The organism is Micromonospora sp. MH33, from assembly GCF_003013775.1.
GTDB lineage: Bacteria > Actinomycetota > Actinomycetes > Mycobacteriales > Micromonosporaceae > Micromonospora > Micromonospora fulviviridis.
Map to the genome: position 1 here is coordinate 23519 of NZ_MUYZ01000027.1, position 18294 is coordinate 41812.

The following is an 18294-nucleotide window of genomic DNA, read 5'->3' on the forward strand; positions in this document are numbered from 1 at the left end:
GCCTCTTCGGGGTGAGACGGGGGCGCGCCGAAGTCCGGTAGTTGGGCACCGTGGAGCTGAGTGCAGGCGGGCCGGCTCGCCGTGTTGAGCCCGGCGTTGGCGGCGTGCCACGCCTGCCGCGCTCGCAACGGCGGAGACCGCTACCACGCCGGACGGCTGGGGGTCAGGACCGGGGAGTTGCGGACCCGGTCCTGACCCGTCCGGCCACCTCCCGTCACCTCGATCCGGCCACCTCCCGCGACCTCGCGAAGATCACCCGGACGGGGGCGGTGCGCGGCCCCGGTGCCGTGCGAGGATCCTCCGCGTGAAGCCGACGAAGGCCGCCCAGTTGACCTCCCTGCCAGCGGGTACGGCGCAGGTCGTCATCGTCACCGGCGAGGGTTGGCGCACCACCCACGCCACCCTGGAGACGTACGACCGCGCCGGCGACCACTGGCGGCCGGCCCTGCCCCCGCTGCCGGCCCGGATCGGCGCCGACGGCTTCAGCGACCGGCACGTCGAGGGCGTGCCGACCACCCCGACCGGCGTCTACGCCATCGGCCCGACCGTCTACGGCATCGCCGCGGACCCGGGCGTGCGCCACCCGTACCACCGGGTGGCCGTCGGCGACTGGTGGAACGCCGAGCCGGACTCCCCGCACTACAACAGCTTCCAGCGCTCCGCCGAGCCGTTGGGCGGCCAGAGCGAGGCGCTGTGGCGGGAGGACCCGGCATACACCCACTTCGCGGTGATCACCTACAACATGCCGCCGACCGTCCCGGTCCCGGTGGCGCACGCCGGCAGCGGCATCTTCCTGCACCAGTTCAGCCGCACCGAGGGCAACCCCACGGCCGGCTGCGTGAGCCTGTCCCACGAGCACCTGGTCGCGGTGCTCACCTGGCTCGACCCCGAGGCGGCGCCGCACATCGTGCTCAGCCCCGCCGAGCGGCTCGACCGGTACTGACCCGCCGCCCCGCCCCCACGAGCCAGCCAGGACCGCATTCTGATGGACACGATCAGCACCGGCCAGCCGCCCGCCGAGAACGCCGCCAGCACCTGCTACCGGCACCCCAAGCGGGAGACGCTGCTGCGCTGCACCCGCTGCGACCGCCACATCTGCCCCGACTGCATGCGCGAGGCGCCGGTCGGGCACCGCTGCCCGGAGTGCGTCCGGGCGGACAACCGGACCGTCCGGCAGGCCCGCACGGTCTTCGGCGGCCGGCCGGTGGCCCGCCCCCTGGTCACGTACGCGTTGGTCGCCCTCATCGTGCTGGCGTACCTGGTCGAGCTGGTCCACCCGGCCGTCCTGGACCAGTTCGACAGCCTGGGCACCGGGCTGGTCGACGACGCCGGCCAGCGCTACGTCGACGACGGCGTCGCCCGCCCCGGGTACGAGCCGATCGGCGTCGCGCACGGCGAGTGGTACCGCCTCATCACCTCGTCCTTCCTGCACCTCCTGCCCACCCAGGGCGCCCTCGGCTTCCTGCACATCGCGTTCAACCTGTGGTGGCTGTGGGAACTCGGCCGGGTCATCGAGGAGCGGCTCGGGCACGCCCGGTACCTCGCCGTCTACCTGCTCTCCGCGCTGGGCGGCGGGGTCCTGGGCTTCCTGATCTCGCCGCACCAGGCGGCGGTCGGCGCCTCCGGCGCGGTGTACGGCCTGGCCGGCTGCTACGTGGTGCTCACCCGGCGGCTGCACCACCACCCGATCGACCCGCAGCGGGTGCTCATCCCGTTCGTGATCTGGATGGTGCTCTCCGCCGGCTGGACCTCCTGGGAGGGCCACCTGGGTGGCCTGCTGGTCGGCGGCGTGGTCGGCCTCGGGTTCGCGTACGCCCCGGCCCGGCGGCGGACCGCCGTGCAGGTGGCGGTCACCGTGGCCGTCGCCGTGCTCCTCGTCGCGCTGGTCGTGGTGAAGTCGCTCGCCCTCGCCGGCTGACCCCGCCGAGCGCCCCCGGCAGGGCGGACGAACGGCTCTGGTGCACGGACGCGGCCCGGCGCGACACTGAGCCATGACACCTCAGCGCGTACCACTGCTCGCCAGCCTGGTCGTGCTGCTCGCGGCGGCCTGCACGACGACGACCGACCACGACGGCGCGGCCCCGACGACCGCGACGGCGCCGGCGCCCGGCGCGACCTCCGGCGCGACCGCCCCCGCCACCACCCCGGCCGCGCCCACCACCGGCGCGCCCGTCGAGGGCTCCTGGCAGGTGACCTACGGCTGGGCGGTCCCCGCCACGCCCGCCCGGGTGACCCACCAGGTCCGGGTGCCCGTCACCCCGGCGCCGGGGGAGCCGCTGCCCGTCCTGGTCGAGGTACGGGTCGGTGACCACCCGGCCGAGGGGTTCAGCCGGATCACCTTCGCCTTCCGCGGCCCGACGCCCTCCTACCAGGTCGGCTACGTCCCGCAGGTGTTGACCGAGGGGCGCGGCGCGCCCGTCGAACTGCCCGGCACGGCCTACCTGTCGGTGCGGTTCGACCCGGCGCAGGCGCACGACGCGCGCGGCGCCGGCACAGCCGACGTGCCGCCGTCGCGGATCGGCTACCCGACCCTGCGCGGCTGGGCCGCGGCCGGCGACTTCGAGGGGCACCTCAGCTTCGGGCTCGGGCTCCGGCCGCCGGCCGGCGGCACGCCCCCGGTGCGGCTGGGCGAGTCCACCCGCCCCGACGGCACCCACGTCGTCGCGGTCGACGTGCGACGCGCCTGACCGGCGCGCGGACCGACCGCGCCGGCCCCGGTGGCCGGCGCGGTCGGGGTACGCGTGCGTCAGCCGACCTCGCCGCGGACGATGGCCACCGCGACCCGGCACATCTCGTCCATGTCCGGCTGGAAGCCGGCGGCGATGTCCGGGTGCAGCCCGGCGCGGGTCTCCTCGAGCAGCCGACGGCAGACCTCCTCGACCGGCTCACCCGCGTAGCCGGCGCGGACCCGATCGGCGGCCGCCTGCAGGGCCGAGGTCAGCTGATCCTCCAGCGGGCCGCGCAGCTTCTGCTGCACAGGATCGAGCCCGCTCGGATCGAGCGTGACATGTGGCTCCGACATCGGCGCTCCCTTCGTCGGCGACCGCGGTACCCGACCGCTGTCGTCGGTCAAACCATCGTCGGTACGGCCGCCACCCGGACCTGGTACGAGAAGTCCTCCGCGGGCTCCTCGACGTAGGACAGCCGGCGGATCTGCCGGTCGTCGGACCAGAGGGCGACGTCGACCAGGACCCCGAGGTGGGCCAGGCCGATGTTCGCCACCCGCTTCTTGTCCTGGAGCACCGCGCAGACCCCGCCCACCAGCGTGCTGGCGTCGGAGGTGCGGTGTCCGGGCGGGCAGCGCAAGGTCACGTCCACCTCGATCGGACCGTCGAGCGGGGTCCACCCGGTGCGCTGGGCCGCCGTGCAGGCGGCCTGGAGCAGAGTGCGGACCCTAGTCGCCTGCCGGTGGCCGGCGGCGAAGATGGACAGGGCCTCGGTCTTGACCGGGGGCAGGCCGCTCACCTCGAACGTCAGGGCGAGAGCGCGGGTGTCCTGCACGACGGCACCTCCTTGTGGGAATCCTGCCCAACCGGTGGGACCGCAGAAGGGGGTTCGCGCGAGAACCAACCGATCGGACGGGCTGGGGTCGGCCGGAGGCGTATCGACTTCGACGGCGACGCGCTGGCTGCGGAGCTACGAAAACGCTAGTCGACCCGGCGGACGCTGGGTAGCCTCGCCGTTCACTGGATGGGACGCGGCCGGAAGGCACAGAACTCGTTGCCCTCCGGGTCGGCCAGCACCCACCAGGACGTCGCCGGGGTGGGCTCCCGCAGCAGGGTGGCCCCGGCACCGATCAGTGCGGTGACCTCCGTGCCGGTCAGCTCGACGTCCCAGTGCACCCGGTTCTTCACCCGCTTGCGCTCCGGCACCGGGTCGAAGACCCAGTGGTCCCAGGGGAAGCCCGCCGCGCCGACCACCGAGGCGGCGCCCTCGGCGGTGGTCTCCACCCGGCCGCCGGCCACCCGCGCCCACCAGGCGGCCTGGGCCGCCGGGTCGGCGCTGTCCACGACCAGCTCGAAGACGCCGGGCCGGGCGCCCTCGTGCGGCGGGAACGCGCAGAACTGGTTGCCCTCCGGGTCGGCCAGCACCCACCAGCTGATCTCCGCGTCCGGCTCGCGGACCAGGCGCGCGCCGGCGGCCAGCAGCGTGGCCGGTTCCGGCTCGGCGAGCCGCAGGTCGAGGTGGACGCGGGTCTTCCCGGTCCGCGGCTCGGGCACCGTGTTGACCCAGATCGACTCGGCGGCGGAGGCGGCGCGGCGGGGGTCGATCCGGGCGTCGCCGTCGCCGGTGTCGACCAGCTTGCCGTCGAGGATGTCGGCCCAGAAGCCGCCGAGCCGGTGGGCGTCGGCGGCGTCGAGGCAGAGGTCCTTGAAGCGTGCGATCATCCGGCCATCATGCCGGCCGGGTCGGACGTCCACCCGCTCGCGGGGTGCGGCCGGTCCAGGTGATCCGCCCCACGAAGGTGGCTGTCGTATCCGTCTCGTGACCGTCAGGTTTCGCAGCGTCGCAGGCAGGGCACTGTCTGCCGCACGAGACGCCCCGGGGCGCGGGGCGACCGCCGGCGCCCCGACCGTCTCGCCGTGCGCCGGGGCACGGGCGACTTCCCCGGCTCTTCGCCGAAGAAAGGGGGAGGGCGATGACGACAGACCCCGACCCGGCCGCGCGGCGGCCGGCCCGGCGTGCGGCGGCGGCAGCCGCCGCACTCGCGTTGGTGGCCCCGCTGGCCGCCTGCGGTTCCGGCGGCGACGGTGGCCCGCCCACGATCAACCTGTACTACCCGCCCGAGCAGAACCTGCAGAAGGTGGTCGACGACTGCAACGCGCAGGCCCAGGGGCGCTACCGGATCGTCTACCGGGTGCTGCCGCGGCAGGCCGACGACCAGCGGGTGCAGATGGTGCGGCGGCTCGCGGCGCAGGACAGCGGGATGGACGTGCTCGGTCTCGACGTCACCTGGACCCAGGAGTTCGCCAGCGCCCACTGGCTCCGGGAGTGGACCGGCCAGGACAAGGCCGAGGTGGAGCAGGGCACGCTCGCCGGCCCGCTGGACACCGCGCGCTACGAGGACAAGCTCTACGCGGCGCCGAAGAACACGAACGTGCAGCTCCTCTGGTACCGCAGCGACCTGGTCCAGGAGCCGCCGAAGACCTGGGACGAGATGATCTCCGCCGCCCAGCAGCTCAAGCAGCAGGGCAAGCCGTACCAGGTGCTCACCATGGGGGCCCAGTACGAGGGCCTCGTCGTCCTCTACAACACCCTGGCCGAGAGCGCGGGCGGGAAGATCCTCAGCGACGACGGCAAGCAGGCCGTGATGGACGCGGGCACGGTGCGGGCCCTCGACCAGCTGAAGAAGTTCGCCACCTCGGGCGTGACGTCGCCGTCGTTCAGCAACGCCACGGAGGACCCGGTCCGGCTGGAGTTCCAGTCCGGCGGCGGCGCCTTCGAGGTCAACTGGCCCTTCGTCTACCCGGCGATGCAGGAGGCGGCCCCGGACCTGGCGAAGAAGGTCAAGTGGGCGCGGATGCCCGGCATCGACGCGAACACCCCGAGCAAGGTCACCATCGGCGGGGTCAACATGGCGGTCAGCACCTACTCGAAGCACCCGACGGAGTCCTTCGAGGCGGCGAAGTGCATCCGCGACGCCGAGCACCAGAAGTTCTCCGCGGTCAACGACGGCGTGCCGCCCACCATCGAGTCGGTCTACGCCGACCCGGAGATGGACAAGGCGTACCCGATGAAGGACACCATCCTGGAGGAGCTGAAGGAGCCGGCGGTCCGGCCGCTGACCCCGGCATACCAGAGCATCTCCACGGTCATGTCGGCGATCCTGTCGCCGCCGTCGGCCATCCGGCCCGAGCAGACCGCGAACGAGCTGCGCGACGCCATCGCCGACGCCCTGAAGTCGAAGGGGGTCCTGCCGTGAGCGCGAGGAGTGAGCCGATCCCGCGAGCCCCGCAGTCGCGAAAGAAGGTGGCACCGTGAGTGTGAACGCCACTCCCGCCGGCGCGGACGTCGCCGCCGACGAGACCGCCGCCCGGGGCGGCGGCCGGCACGCGGCCGTCCCGACCCAGCGGGCCGGCCGCCGGGCCCGGCCCCCGCTGAGCGAGAACAAGCGCGCCGAACGGCGCCTCGGCTGGCTGCTCTGCGCGCCGGCCGCGCTGGTCATGGTGCTGGTCACCGCCTACCCGATCCTCTACTCGGTCTGGTTGTCACTCCAGCGCTTCGACCTGCGCTTCCCCGACCAGCGCGAGTTCATCGGGCTGGAGAACTACGCGACCGTGCTGACCAACCAGTTCTGGTGGACGGCGTTCGGGGTGACCGCGCTGATCACCGTGGTCACCGTCGCGGTCGAGCTGGTGCTCGGCATGGGCCTGGCGCTGATCATGCACCGGACGCTGGTCGGCCGGGGCATCGTCCGCACCGCGGCGCTCATCCCGTACGGCATCGTCACGGTGGTCGCCGCCTTCTCCTGGCGGTACGCCTGGACGCCCGGCACCGGCTACCTGGCCAACCTGTTCGACGGCAGCGCCCCGCTGACCGAGCGGGCCAGCTCGCTGGCGATCATCATGCTGGCCGAGATCTGGAAGACCACCCCGTTCATGGCGCTGCTGCTGATGGCCGGGCTGGCGCTGGTGCCGGAGGACCTGCTCAAGGCCGCCTCCACCGACGGCGCGACGGCCTGGCAGCGGTTCACCAAGGTGATGCTGCCGGTGATGAAGCCGGCCATCCTGGTCGCCCTGCTGTTCCGCACCCTGGACGCGTTCCGGGTGTTCGACAACATCTTCGTGCTCACCGCCGGCGGCAACGAGACCTCGTCGGTGTCGATGCTCGCCTACAACAACCTGATCCGGGGGTTGAACCTCGGCATCGGCTCCACCATGTCGGTGCTGATCTTCCTCACCGTGGCGATCATCGCGTTCGTGTTCGTGAAGCTGTTCGGCACCGCTGCTCCCGGCAGCGACGACGGGGAGAGGCGCTGAGATGGCAGTCGAAACCACCACGCGGGCGAAGGTGCGCTGGGGCCTGCTGGACGTCATCGTCGTCGTCTTCGCGCTCGTCCCGGTGCTCTGGATCGCCTCGCTGTCGTTCAAGACCCCGGCCACCCTCACCGACGGGAAGTTCTGGCCCCGGGAGTGGACGCTGGACAACTACCGGACGATCTTCGACACCGACCAGTTCGTCCGGGCCCTGGTCAACTCCATCGGCATCGCGCTGATCGCCACCCTGGTCGCGGTGGTGCTGGGCGCGATGGCCGCGTACGCGATCTCCCGGCTGGACTTCCCCGGCAAGAAGCTGCTGGTCGGGGTGTCCCTGCTGATCGCCATGTTCCCGCAGGTGTCGCTGGTGTCGCCGCTGTTCGACATCGAGCGGCAGCTCGGCATCTTCGACACCTGGCCGGGGCTGATCCTGCCGTACATCACCTTCGCCCTGCCGCTGGCGATCTACACGCTCTCGGCGTTCTTCAAGCAGATCCCCTGGGACCTGGAGAAGGCGGCGAAGATGGACGGCGCCACCCAGGGCCAGGCGTTCCGGCGGGTGATCGCCCCGCTGGCCGCGCCGGGGCTGTTCACCACGGCCATCCTGGTCTTCATCTTCTGCTGGAACGACTTCCTCTTCGCCATCTCGCTGACCTCCACCGAGCGTTCCCGCACGGTGCCGGCCGCGCTGTCGTTCTTCACCGGCGCGTCGCAGTTCGAGGACCCCACCGGGGCGATCTGCGCCGCCGCCGTAGTGATCACCGTTCCGATCATCCTGTTCGTGCTCTTCTTCCAGCGCCGCATCGTCTCCGGCCTGACCTCCGGCGCAGTCAAGGGATAGGTGGTGTTGTCATGGCTGACATCGTGCTGGACAAGGTGAGCAAGCGGTTCCCGGACGGGACCACCGCGGTGCGGGACGTCGACCTGGAGATCGCCGACGGCGAGTTCGTCATCCTGGTCGGCCCCTCCGGCTGCGGGAAGTCCACCACCCTGAACATGATCGCCGGGCTGGAGGACATCAGCTCCGGGGAACTGCGCATCGCGGGGGAGCGGGTCAACGACAAGGCGCCCCGGGACCGCGACATCGCCATGGTCTTCCAGTCCTACGCGCTCTACCCGAACATGACCGTTCGGGAGAACATGGCCTTCCCGCTGCGGCTGGCCAAGCTGGACAAGGAGACCATCCACCAGAAGGTGGAGGAGGCGGCCAAGGTCCTGGAGCTGACCCCGCTGCTGGACCGCAAGCCGGCCAACCTCTCCGGCGGGCAGCGGCAGCGGGTGGCCATGGGCCGGGCGATCGTCCGCCAGCCCAAGGCGTTCCTCATGGACGAGCCGCTGTCCAACCTGGACGCGAAGCTGCGGGTGCAGATGCGCACCGTCGTGTCCCGGCTGCAGAAGCAGCTCGGCACCACCACCGTCTACGTGACCCACGACCAGACCGAGGCGATGACCCTCGGCGACCGCGTGGTGATCATGCGGGGCGGCGCGGTGCAGCAGGTCGGCCCCCCGCAGGAGCTCTACGACCACCCGCGCAACCTCTTCGTCGCCGGCTTCATCGGCTCCCCGTCGATGAACTTCCTGCACGCCGCCGTCGAGGACGGTCACCTGCGTACGGCGCTGGGGGACGTGCCGATCGGGCACCGGGTACGCCGGCAGCTCGACGGCAGCGACGCCCCGCGCGAGCTGATCCTCGGCATCCGTCCGGAGCACTTCGAGGACGCCGCGCTGATCGACGACGAGACCCGCCGCCGGGGCCTGGAGTTCGACGCGCCGGTCGACATCGTCGAGTCGATGGGCTCCGACAAGTACGTCTACTTCACGGTCGAGGGGGAGCGGGCCAGCGCCGCCGAGCTGGAGGAACTGGCCGCCGACGCGGGCGCCGCCGACTTCACCGGGACCGGGTCGAGCCTGGTCACCCGGCTGTCGGCGGAGTCGCCGGTGCGCGAGGGCGAGCCGCGGCGGGTTTGGTTCAACCTGGAGAAGATCCACCTCTTCGACCCGTCCACCGGACGGAACCTCACGCTGCACGAGGGGCGGGCGTCGGGCGCGCTGGCCGACTGAACGGCACCGGGCCCGGGCCGGTGGGCGCCGCCCGCCGGCCCGGCCGCGGGTCACCAGGTCAGCCGCAGTGGCAGCCCGAGGAAGTCGGCGTAGCCGGCGAGGGTCGACTCGACGCCGGCCCGCAGCGCGGCGTCGAAGGGCGCCAGCGGTTGCACGGTCACGGTGACCGCCCGCTTGCCCACGGTCCGCTTCCAGGTGCCGACCACCCGGCCACCGCGCACCACCGTGGCCTGGAAGATCCCGTTGTTGCCGGGGACGACGGCGTTCGCGTGCGCGGGGTCGAGCATCAGCGTGCGGTCGCGGTAGCCCAGCAGGTACTCGTCGAAGCCGGGCAGGGTGTGCACGGCGTCGACCGGCGCCCGCGGCGCGTCGAGCAGGGCGGCGTCGACCACCGCCGGCACCCCGTCCACCTCGACCGGGGCGAGCGCCTCGCCGGCCGCCGCGATGCCCCGGGTGGCGTCGGTGACGGTGAGCCCGGTCCACCGGGCCAGCTCGTGCCGGGTCACCGGGCCGTGGCCGCGGACGTACCGGTGGGCCAGCACGCCCAGCGCCTCGTCGCGCTCGGGGCGGCGCGGATCCGGCGCCCACTCGTCCAGCAGCGCGAAGGTCTGCTCGGTGCCCACGTGCGGGGCGATGCAGGTGACGCCGCGTTGGCTGGCGTACCAGAGCAGGTGGTAGCCGCACTGGCCGGTGGTGGCCAGGCCGGCGGCGCGCAGCGTGGCCAGGCACTCGGCCCGGGTGAGCCGGCCCCCACCCGCGAGGGCCTCGCCCAGCACGTCGGCGGCGCGGTCCGCGTCGGCCTCGCTCAGGCCGAGCTGGGCCCGCCGGGTGGCCGCGCTGGCCAGCACCCGCACGCCGGTCACCGCCAGCATCCACCGCGCGTCCCGGGGTGGCACGAGGTGCACCGTGCCCCGCATCGGCCAGGTGCGCAGCGCCTCCCGCCGCTCCAGCGCCGCGCGCACGTCGTCCTGGGTCCGGCCGGGCAGGCGTACGCCGAGCGACCAGAGGCCGCTCGCCGCGTCCTGGGCCTGCATGGCGCCGAACCACTCGACCACCTCGGCCACGCTCTCCGGGCGCGCGGTCGGGTGCGGGCGCAGCAGCAGGCTGGTCATCCGCAGCGCCAGCGCCTCGGCGCCGGTGAGACGTACGGTCACGAGGTGGCCTTCCCATCGACGTGGACGGTCAGCATAGGTCGGCGGTGCGACGTTCCCGGCGGGACGGACGACCGGGCGGGTGGGCCGTGGCCCACCCGCCCGGGATGCCGTCGCGTCAGCGGTTGCGGCGTGCCCGCTCCGGCACGTCGGCGTCCACCAGCTCCCGACGGACCTGCGCGTTGACCGGCTGCTCCTCGACGACCTCGTCCTTGTTCAGCCGGACCCGCTCGACCGGGACCTGGTCCTTGGCGACCACCGGGTGCTCGGCGCGCAGCTCCATCTCGCGCTGCTCCTCGCCGATGCCGGCCCGGACGGCGTCCCGGTCGGCCTCGCTGATCGGCTCGTGGACGACGGTCACCTCGTCATGCTCGACCGGCACCTTGGTCTCCACGTTCTCGGTGACCACGCGCTTGTTCAGCCGTGCGGCGCCGGCCGGCTCGCTCTGGGTGCCGACCCGCAGCCGCTCCTCGGAGCGGACCACCTCAGGGGCGCCCGGCATCCGCTGCGGCGCCGGCCCGGCCTGCTCCCCGAGCTGGTAGTGCCGGTAGAGCTGGGTGAGTTGGTCGGTGCTGAGCGGCTGGTCGGTGCCGGTCTCCACACTGGGAGCGCTGCGCACCGTCGCCTTGTCGTACGGCACCTGGAGTCGGCCGTCCGGCTGCATCCGGGCCGTATCGAGCGGAGCCATCGACTCGTGGTGGCCCATCACCCCGGTCTTCACGCTGACCCAGGTCGCCTCGCCGTTGGGATCGGCCCAGACCTGGCCCACGCTGCCGATCTTCGCGCCCGAGCGGTCCTGGACGTCCTGCCCGTACAGCGAGCGGACCTGCTGCTCCGTCAGTCGCATGGTTCGTCCTTCCTCTCGTGGGTCACCACCCGGATCCCCGGGCGGCCCGCCCGGCATTCCCCGGAACCGGGACGAATAGGAGGAGGAGTGGCAGCGGTGCCGGAAACGACCCGGGTTGCGAGGCATGAGCGCCGGCAGAGCGGGGAAGCGCCGCCGGTGTCCGATGCGAAGAATGCGAGGTGTACGTGATGACAGCGTCCAGTGAACCCATGCGAGGCGGCGCTCGGCCCATGGGATCGGCGAGCGGGGCGAAGACCAGCGCGGCTGCGACCTTCTCGCTGGTGTTCGGCGTGGCGGCCCTGCTCAGCGTGCTCACCGCGATCCTGGCCTCGGTCGGGCTGCTGCTGGGGATCATCGGGGTCATCCTGGCCATCGTCGGACTGCGGATGAGCCGGCGTCCCGGCGTCACCGGACGCGGGGTGGCGATCGGCGGTCTGGTGCTCAGCGCCCTGGCGGTGCTGCTCGGGTTGGCCCTCGCCGCCGGCATCAGCACCTTCATCAACAACGAGCAGGCGGTGAACCGGCTGGAGAAGCGGGTGACCGACCTGCGCGACAAGCTCAACCACTGAGCCCGGCCGGTGCCCCTGATCGCGCTACGCCAGCCGCGTTGCCGGCGGAGCGCGATCCCCCGTTCAGGTGCCCGGTGCGGGGCGGCGGTACGCCGGCACCGGTGGCATCAGGATCCCCGGGCGCCCGGACCCGGGGGAAGCGGTTTCCAGCGGAACTTGCGCAAATCTTGAGCGGCGGCAAGGTATCGGCTCAGCTCAGTCGACGGTGCACCACCAGCAGGTCCACGTACACGCCCGACGTTTGACGTCGCAAGCAACGGGTAGTCGCCGGAGCTGACCCGACACCGAGGAGGAATCGTCTGATGGATGGCCAGGTCAAGGTCGCGGTGATCTACTACAGCGCGACCGGCATCACTTACCAGATGGCGCAGGCGGCGGTCGAGGCCGCCGGGGAGGCCGGCGCGGAGGTACGCCTGCGCAAGGTACGTGAGCTGGCGCCGGACGAGGCGATCCGCTCGAACTCGGGCTGGCAGGCGCACCGGCTGGAGACCCAGGACGTGATGGAGGCGCAGCCGGACGACCTCTCCTGGGCCGATGTGGTGATCATGGGCTCGCCCACCCGGTACGGCATGGTCGCCGCCCAGCTCAAGCAGTTCATCGACACCACCGGCCCACTCTGGGCCCAGGGTGCGCTGGCCAACAAGGTCTACAGCGGCTTCACCTCGACGGCCACCTCTCACGGCGGCCAGGAGGCCACGCTGCTGTCGCTGTACACGGTCTTCTACCACTGGGGCGGCATCGTGGTGACCCCCGGCTACACCGACCCCAGCCAGTTCGTCGCCGGAAACCCGTACGGCGCCTCGCACACCAGCAACAACGGCGAGATCGCCCCGGACCACGTGGCCCTCGCCGCCACGGCGCTCACCGCCAAGCGGGCCGTGCAGATGGGTGCGGCGCTCAAGAAGGGCATGGCCGGCTGACCCTGGACCCGTGGCGACCGGTGGTGGGATGAGAGCTCTCGGCTCGTCCCACCACCGGTCGCCTCTCGCCCTACCCCCGATCGGCCGGTCCATGCCCGGTCAGCGCGGGATGGGCCAGCAGATGCCCGAGCAGGTCCGCCAGGACCGCCATGCCATCGCGGCTGAGCACCGACTCCGGGTGGAACTGCACCCCGGCGAAGCCCGGCCCGCGCAGCGCGTGCACCGCCCCGTCCGCCGGGTCCCGGGACAGCTCCACCGGGCCGTACCCGGTGGCGACCCGGTCCGCGTCGGCCCGGGCGGTGAAGCTGGAGTAGAAGCCGACCCGGCGGGTCGCCCCGAACACCGGCACGTCCCTCGGCAGCCCCTGGTAGGGCGCGTCGCGTCGGTGCAGCGGCAGCCCGAGCAGCCCGGCGAGGAGCTGGTGGCCGAGGCAGACCGCCAGGGTCGGGCGGCCCGCCGCGAGCAGCCCGGCCAGCAGGGCCCGCATGCTCGCCATCTTCGGCTCGGCGAGGTCGTTCGGGTCGCCCGGGCCCGGGCCCGCCACCACGAGGTCGAACCCGTCGACCGGGCCGGCCCGGTGCCAGTCCCGCCGGGTCACCGCCAGGCCGAGCGCGCCGAGCTGGTGGGCGAGCATCCCGGTGAAGGTGTCCTCACCGTCCACGATCAACGCGCTTCGGCCGGCCAGCCCGGGCAGCGCGGACGACCCCGCGACGCGCTGGTCCAGCCAGAACCGGGCCAACGGGGTGTTGCGGGCCGCCAGTGCGGCGCGCACCTCGGGGTCGTCGGCGTACCGGAGCGCGGGCCCGGCGTCGCGGGCCGGGGCGTCCGGGCCGAGGCCGAGCGCGGCCAGCACCCCGGCCGCCTTGGCGTGCGTCTCGGCCACCTCGCCGGCGGCGGTGGAGTGCCGCACCAGGGTCGCTCCGACCGGCACCCGCAGCTCGCCGGCGGGGGACAGCTCGGCGGTGCGGATCAGGATCGGCGCGTCGAGGGTCTGCCGGCCCTGCTCGTCGCGGCCGAGCAGGGCGAGCACCCCGGCGTAGTAGCGCCGGCCGGTCCGCTCGTGGCGGGCGATCACCCGGCAGGCGTTCTCCATCGGGCTGCCGGTGACCGTGGGCGCGAACATGGTCTCCCGCAGCACCTCCCGGACGTCCAACGAACCCCGCCCGGCCAGCAGGTACTCGGTGTGCGCGAGGTGCGCCATCTCCTTCAGGTACGGCCCGACCACCTGGCCGCCGTGCTCGGCGACGGTGGCCATCATCTTCAGCTCCTCGTCGAGCACCATGTACAGCTCCTCGACCTCCTTCGGGTCGTCGAGGAAGCGCAGCAGTTCCTCCCGGTCGGCCGCCGCGCCGGTGTGCCGGAAGGTGCCGCTGATCGGGTTCATCATGACCAGGCCGTCGTCCACGCTGACGTGCCGTTCCGGGCTCGCCCCGACCAGGATCCGGGTGCCGGTGTGCACCACGAACGTCCAGTACGCGCCCCGCTCGCGCAGCAGCAGCCGGCGCAGCGCGGCCAGGGCGGCCACCAGCGGCGGGCCCTGCACGGTGGCCCGCAGGGTGCGGTGGATGACGAAGTTGGCGCCCTCGCCCCGGCCGATCTCGTCGGTCAGCACCCGGCCGACGGTGTCCGCGTACCCGGCGTCGGAGACGTCGAAGGCGGCGTCGCGGGTCACCACCGGCGCGTCGGGCAGGGCGGCCAGCACCTCGTCGAGCGGGAGCCGCCGGTGCTCGGAGATCAGCAGGCACTCCAGCGGGAGGCCGTCGTCCACGCAGGCGAAGCCGCGCTCGGCGATCTGCCGGTAGGGGACCAGGGCCAGCGTGCGCGGTCCGGGGGCGTCGTCGGGCAGCGGAATCTCGGCGAGCCGGTCGACGGTGCGTACCGGACCGGCGAACAAATCGACGTGGTCGGCGCCCTCGCGGCGGACGAGCGCGAACGGGCCGGGGTCGCGGCCGGCCGCGACGGCGGCGAGCGGGTCGTGCGGGCGGGTCATGGGGTCTCCTCGGTGGGCCGGAGGCCGCCGGTGGGGCGGCCCCGGGGTGCCGGGGAGAGACCGGCGGCCGCCTCGTCGGGCGGCCGCGTGGGGAAGCTACGCGCGGAAGTGGGCCGCCGGGTCGGCGGGCCACCAGCAGGACAGGTGCGCGGGCATGGCGATCACTGTACGCGAGCGGACCGCGCCGGGGAACCCGATCGCCGTGCCGGCCGGCGGATCTTGGCTTCGCCGCCGCTCCCGGCGGGTAGGTTGACCCGCGATGGACATTCTCGCTCTTGACCTGGGCACCTCCTCGGTGCGCGGGCTCGTGCTGGACGGGGACGCCGTCCCGCGCCCCGGCGCGCTGGCCCGCCGCAAGGTGCACCTGGCGACCGGCGACGACGGCAGCGGCACGCTGGACGGCCCTCGCTACCTGGCCTGCCTCGCGGAGTGCCTGGACGAGCTGGCCGCCGGTGGGCACCTGCGCGACGTGGAGCTGGTGGCTACCTCCGCGCAGTGGCACTCGGTGCTGCCGCTGGGCGCCGACGGCGCGCCGCTCGGCCCGGTGCTCACCTGGATGGACACCCGGCCGGAGGCCCCCGCCGGCGCCGTCGGCCCGGCCGATCCGGACGCCTTCCACGAGCGCACCGGCGCCTGGTGGCACCGCTGCTACTGGACCGTGCGGCTGCCCTGGCTGCGGGCGCACTGCGGCAGCCCGGTCGCCCGCTTCGGCGGGCTGGTCGAGTACGTCCTCGGCGTGCTGCTCGACGAGGCGCCGATGTCCGTGTCGATGGCCTCCGGCACCGGGCTGCTCGACCTGCGGCGGCTGGAATGGGACCCCGAGGCGTGCGAGCTGGCCGGCGTACGCCCCGAGGAGCTTCCGGCGCTGGCCCCGCAGCGGTGGCGCGGCCGACTCCGCGTCGAGCACGCCCAGCGTTGGCCGCAGCTCGCCGACGCCCGCTGGGCCGCCCCGGTCGGCGACGGCGCGGCGTCCAACGTGGGCTCCGGCTGCGTCGACCCCTCCCGCGCCGCGGTCACCGTCGGCACCTCCGCCGCGGTACGCCTCATCCAGGCGGTGCCGGCCGGGGCGCCGCTGCCGCCCCTGCCCGAGCAGCTCTGGCGCTACCGGGTCGACCACCAGCACGTGGTCACCGGGGCGGCGTACTCCAGCGGCGGGAACCTGTTCGCCTGGGCGTCCCGCGAGCTGCGGCTGCCGCCCGGCGCCGACCTGGAGGCCGCGCTGACCCGGGCCGGCGCGAAGCTGACCCTGCGCGCCAACCCGCGCCTCGGCGGGGACCGGCCGCCCGGGATCGCCCCGGCCGGCTCCGGGGACCTGCGCGGCCTGAGCTTCGGCACCACCGCGGTCGACATCCTCGCCGTGCTGATGACCGAGCTGTGTCGGCTGGTGGCCGACGACCTGGCCCTGGTGGAGGCCGGCGTGGGCGCGCCGGCCGAGGTCGTGCTGGGCGGCGGCGCGATGGCTGCCTCGGCCTGGTGGCGGGCCGCGTTCGTCGACGCGCTGGCCCCGCGTGCGGTGCACTACCAGCGCAACCCGGAGATCGGGGCCACCGGGGCCGCGCTGGTGGCCCTCGGCCGGGTCGCGGAGGCGGCGCACGTGGCCGGCATCGGCCGGACGGACGACCGGAACGCGCCGAACACCGTAGGCTCCCGCCCACCGCGCTGACCTTCCTGGTCGTGCGGCTGGCTGAGCGTTTGACACCGCCCGCCGGCCTGGTTGGATGGACTCCGCTCCCCGAACCGGTGGAGCCGAGGGGGACCGAGGAGGAAAGATTGGGCGCAGGTCCCGACCCGGCTCGCGGAACGGCGCCGCGGTCGCGCCGGAGCACGTCCGAGGACCGGGTGGCGCCGCACCGGCGGCGCTCGCGCTTCCGGTTGCGGGACTGGCGGATGCGCACCAAGCTCGCCACCGTGCTGGTGCTGCCCTCGGTGGCGTTCCTGGTGCTCGCCGGCGTGCAGACCCGCGGGCTGGTGGGGCAGACCACCGCGTTGAGCGACTTCGCCCAGCAGGTCGGCATCGGCCGGCAGATCAGCACCGCGGTGGACCGCCTCCAGCAGGAGCGGGACCGCTCCGCCGGGGAGCTGGCCGCACTGCGCAAGGCCGGGGGCAGCGCCGGCCGGGACGCCGCGGTCACCGCGCTCAAGCCGCTGCAGGACGCCTCCGACCGGGCGATGACCGAGCTGCGCGCCGCGGCCGAACCCCTCGCCGACGCCGACGCCGCCTGGCGGGTGGCCTATTCCGAGGTGTTGGAGGCGTACGACCAGGTCGTCTACATCCGCGCCGCCGTGCCACCGGCGGTGCTCTCCAGCGACACCGTGCTGAGCAACTACCACCGGGCCATCGCGGCCCTGCTCGACCTGCTCGCCGAGCCGTCGCCGGGCGACGACCAGCGGGCGCTGACCAACGCGGTGCTGCGGTACGTGCAGCTCTCCCGGGTCAAGGAGCTGTCCTCGCGGATCCGCGCCGAGCTCTACGCCGCCGCCCGATCCGGCCGGTACGAGGTGGACGACCAGGTCACCCTGACCGACCTGCGGGCGCAGCAGCTCACCGCGCTGGGCGCGTTCCGGGTGGCGGCGACCGCCGACCAGGTCCGCCGCTACGACCAGACCTCGGTGGATCCGGCGTTCGTCTCGGCCGCCCGGCTGGAGGAGCAGACCCTGCCCAGCGGGACCGCCGAGCCGGCGCTGCTGCCCGCGACGCAGTGGTGGGCGGCCAGCGACCAGCGGCAGGAACTGCTCCGCCAGCTCGAGGGCGAGGTCCTCGACGACGCCGTACGCCAGGCCGACGACGCCAGCGCCCGGCAGCTGCGGGACACCCTGCTGGTGGTCGGCGGCATCGTCGGCGTGCTCCTGGTGGCCGTGCTGATCTCGCTGCTGGTTGGCCGGTCGGTGGCCCGCTCGATGCGGCTGCTGCGCGGCCAGGCGCTGCGGATCGCGCAGGTGGAGCTGCCGCACACCCTCGACCGGCTGCGCGCGGTCGACCGCCCGGTGGGCGTGATCGACGTACCGCCGGCGGTGGTCGACTCGCAGGACGAGCTCGGCGAGCTGGCCGAGGCGTTCGTGGCGGTGCACCGCAGCGCCGTCGACGTGGCGGTCGAGCAGGCGATGATGCGGCGCAACGTCAACGCCATGTTCGTCAACCTGGCCCGGCGCAGCCAGGTGCTGGTCGAGCGGCAGCTCGAACTCCTCGACGAGCTGGAACGCGAGGAGAGCGACCCGGACCAGCTGGAGAACCTGTTCAAGCTCGACCACCTGGCCGCCCGCATGCGCCGTAACGACGAGAGCCTGCTGGTGCTCGCCGGCACCGAGTCCAGCCGGCGGTGGAACCGGCCGGTCGGCCTCGGCGCGGTGCTGCTGGCGGCCAGTGCCGAGATCGAGCAGTACCAGCGGGTGCGTCACGACTCCCGGTCCGACCTGCACGTCGTCGGGCACGCGGTGGGTGACCTGGTGCACCTTTTCGCCGAGCTGCTGGAGAACGCCACCGCCTTCTCCCGGCCGGACACGGTGGTGCGGGTGGTCGCCGGCGCCGAGGGCCCGGGCGCGTACGTGGAGATCATCGACCAGGGGCTGGGGATGAGCCCGGCCGCGCTGGCCGAGGCGAACGCGGTGCTGGCCGAGCCGCCGGCGGCCGACGTGGCCGCGTCCGAGCGGATGGGCCTGTTCGTGGTGAGCCACCTGGGCGCCCGGCACGGCGTGCGGGTGCGGCTGCGGGGCGGCCACGAGGGCCTGGTGGCCCGGGTCCGGATCCCGGCCGAGCTGCTGGCCGCCGCGCCCGCGCGGGC

17 protein-coding genes are annotated in these 18294 nt (G+C 73.7%); 11 read left to right on the forward strand and 6 right to left on the reverse strand.

Annotated features, from left to right (window positions below):
* Positions 1-304: 304 nt before the first annotated feature.
* From B0E53_RS07315 to B0E53_RS40055, 3 genes are all read left to right on the forward strand, one after another.
* Entirely contained in the window at positions 305-943 is a 639-nt protein-coding gene (locus tag B0E53_RS07315; protein ID WP_107075299.1) for a L,D-transpeptidase family protein, read from the forward strand.
* A 42-nt stretch (positions 944-985) separates the two neighbouring features.
* Positions 986-1918 (forward strand): rhomboid family intramembrane serine protease, encoded by a 933-nt coding sequence (locus B0E53_RS40050; RefSeq protein ID WP_107075300.1) that lies wholly within the window; start codon positions 986-988, stop codon positions 1916-1918.
* 73 nt (positions 1919-1991) lie between these two features.
* On the forward strand, positions 1992-2687 hold the full coding sequence (locus B0E53_RS40055) for a hypothetical protein (RefSeq protein ID WP_107075301.1): 696 nt from the start codon (positions 1992-1994) through the stop codon (positions 2685-2687).
* 59 nt (positions 2688-2746) lie between these two features.
* Here the strand turns inward: B0E53_RS40055 and B0E53_RS07330 are convergent, their stop codons facing one another.
* The 3 genes from B0E53_RS07330 to B0E53_RS07340 form a co-directional block, all read right to left on the reverse strand.
* Entirely contained in the window at positions 2747-3022 is a 276-nt protein-coding gene (locus tag B0E53_RS07330; RefSeq protein ID WP_107075302.1) for a hypothetical protein, read from the reverse strand.
* 47 nt (positions 3023-3069) lie between these two features.
* The gene (locus B0E53_RS07335) at positions 3070-3501 is read right to left on the reverse strand and encodes a hypothetical protein (protein WP_107075303.1); all 432 of its coding nucleotides are present in this window, start codon (positions 3499-3501) and stop codon (positions 3070-3072) included.
* A 182-nt stretch (positions 3502-3683) separates the two neighbouring features.
* On the reverse strand, positions 3684-4388 hold the full coding sequence (locus B0E53_RS07340) for a VOC family protein (protein ID WP_107075304.1): 705 nt from the start codon (positions 4386-4388) through the stop codon (positions 3684-3686).
* 251 nt (positions 4389-4639) lie between these two features.
* On the opposite strand from B0E53_RS07340, the gene B0E53_RS07345 reads away from it, so the two are divergent.
* Genes B0E53_RS07345 through ugpC form a run of 4 tightly spaced genes read left to right on the forward strand, consistent with a single transcriptional unit; the run spans position 4640 to position 9038 of the window.
* Positions 4640-5923, forward strand: a complete 1284-nt coding sequence (locus B0E53_RS07345) for an ABC transporter substrate-binding protein (protein WP_107075305.1) — start codon at positions 4640-4642, stop codon at positions 5921-5923.
* Between the two features lie 55 nt (positions 5924-5978).
* Positions 5979-6980: a sugar ABC transporter permease gene (locus B0E53_RS07350; protein WP_107075306.1), complete on the forward strand. Its 1002-nt coding sequence runs from the start codon at positions 5979-5981 to the stop codon at positions 6978-6980.
* Position 6981: 1 nt separating this feature from the next.
* A complete protein-coding gene (locus B0E53_RS07355; protein WP_107075307.1) occupies positions 6982-7818 on the forward strand; it encodes a carbohydrate ABC transporter permease in 837 nt (278 codons plus the stop codon).
* Between the two features lie 11 nt (positions 7819-7829).
* Positions 7830-9038, forward strand: coding sequence for a sn-glycerol-3-phosphate ABC transporter ATP-binding protein UgpC (gene ugpC, locus B0E53_RS07360; protein ID WP_107075308.1), 1209 nt, complete (start codon positions 7830-7832; stop codon positions 9036-9038).
* 50 nt (positions 9039-9088) lie between these two features.
* Here ugpC and B0E53_RS07365 read toward each other — a convergent pair whose 3' ends face one another.
* On the reverse strand, positions 9089-10192 hold the full coding sequence (locus tag B0E53_RS07365; RefSeq protein WP_107075309.1) for a winged helix DNA-binding domain-containing protein: 1104 nt from the start codon (positions 10190-10192) through the stop codon (positions 9089-9091).
* Positions 10193-10307: 115 nt separating this feature from the next.
* The gene (locus tag B0E53_RS07370; RefSeq protein WP_168215256.1) at positions 10308-11036 is read right to left on the reverse strand and encodes a YsnF/AvaK domain-containing protein; all 729 of its coding nucleotides are present in this window, start codon (positions 11034-11036) and stop codon (positions 10308-10310) included.
* A gap of 230 nt (positions 11037-11266) precedes the next feature.
* Between B0E53_RS07370 and B0E53_RS07375 the strand changes: the two genes are divergently transcribed.
* Both B0E53_RS07375 and wrbA read left to right on the forward strand, forming a co-directional pair.
* Positions 11267-11605 carry a hypothetical protein gene (locus tag B0E53_RS07375; RefSeq protein ID WP_246835285.1) on the forward strand — a complete coding sequence of 113 codons (339 nt, stop codon included), beginning with the start codon at positions 11267-11269 and terminating at the stop codon, positions 11603-11605.
* 302 nt (positions 11606-11907) lie between these two features.
* Entirely contained in the window at positions 11908-12525 is a 618-nt protein-coding gene (wrbA, locus tag B0E53_RS07380; protein ID WP_107075312.1) for an NAD(P)H:quinone oxidoreductase, read from the forward strand.
* Positions 12526-12595: 70 nt separating this feature from the next.
* On the opposite strand, the gene B0E53_RS07385 is transcribed toward wrbA, so the two are convergent.
* Complete coding sequence (locus tag B0E53_RS07385; protein ID WP_107075313.1) at positions 12596-14515, reverse strand: chorismate-binding protein; 1920 nt, start codon at positions 14513-14515, stop codon at positions 12596-12598.
* A gap of 259 nt (positions 14516-14774) precedes the next feature.
* On the opposite strand from B0E53_RS07385, the gene B0E53_RS07390 reads away from it, so the two are divergent.
* Positions 14775-16178, forward strand: a complete 1404-nt coding sequence (locus B0E53_RS07390; protein ID WP_107075314.1) for an FGGY family carbohydrate kinase — start codon at positions 14775-14777, stop codon at positions 16176-16178.
* 224 nt (positions 16179-16402) lie between these two features.
* A partial coding sequence (locus B0E53_RS07395) for an ATP-binding protein (RefSeq protein WP_246835286.1) occupies positions 16403-18294 on the forward strand: 1892 nt, incomplete at its 3' end.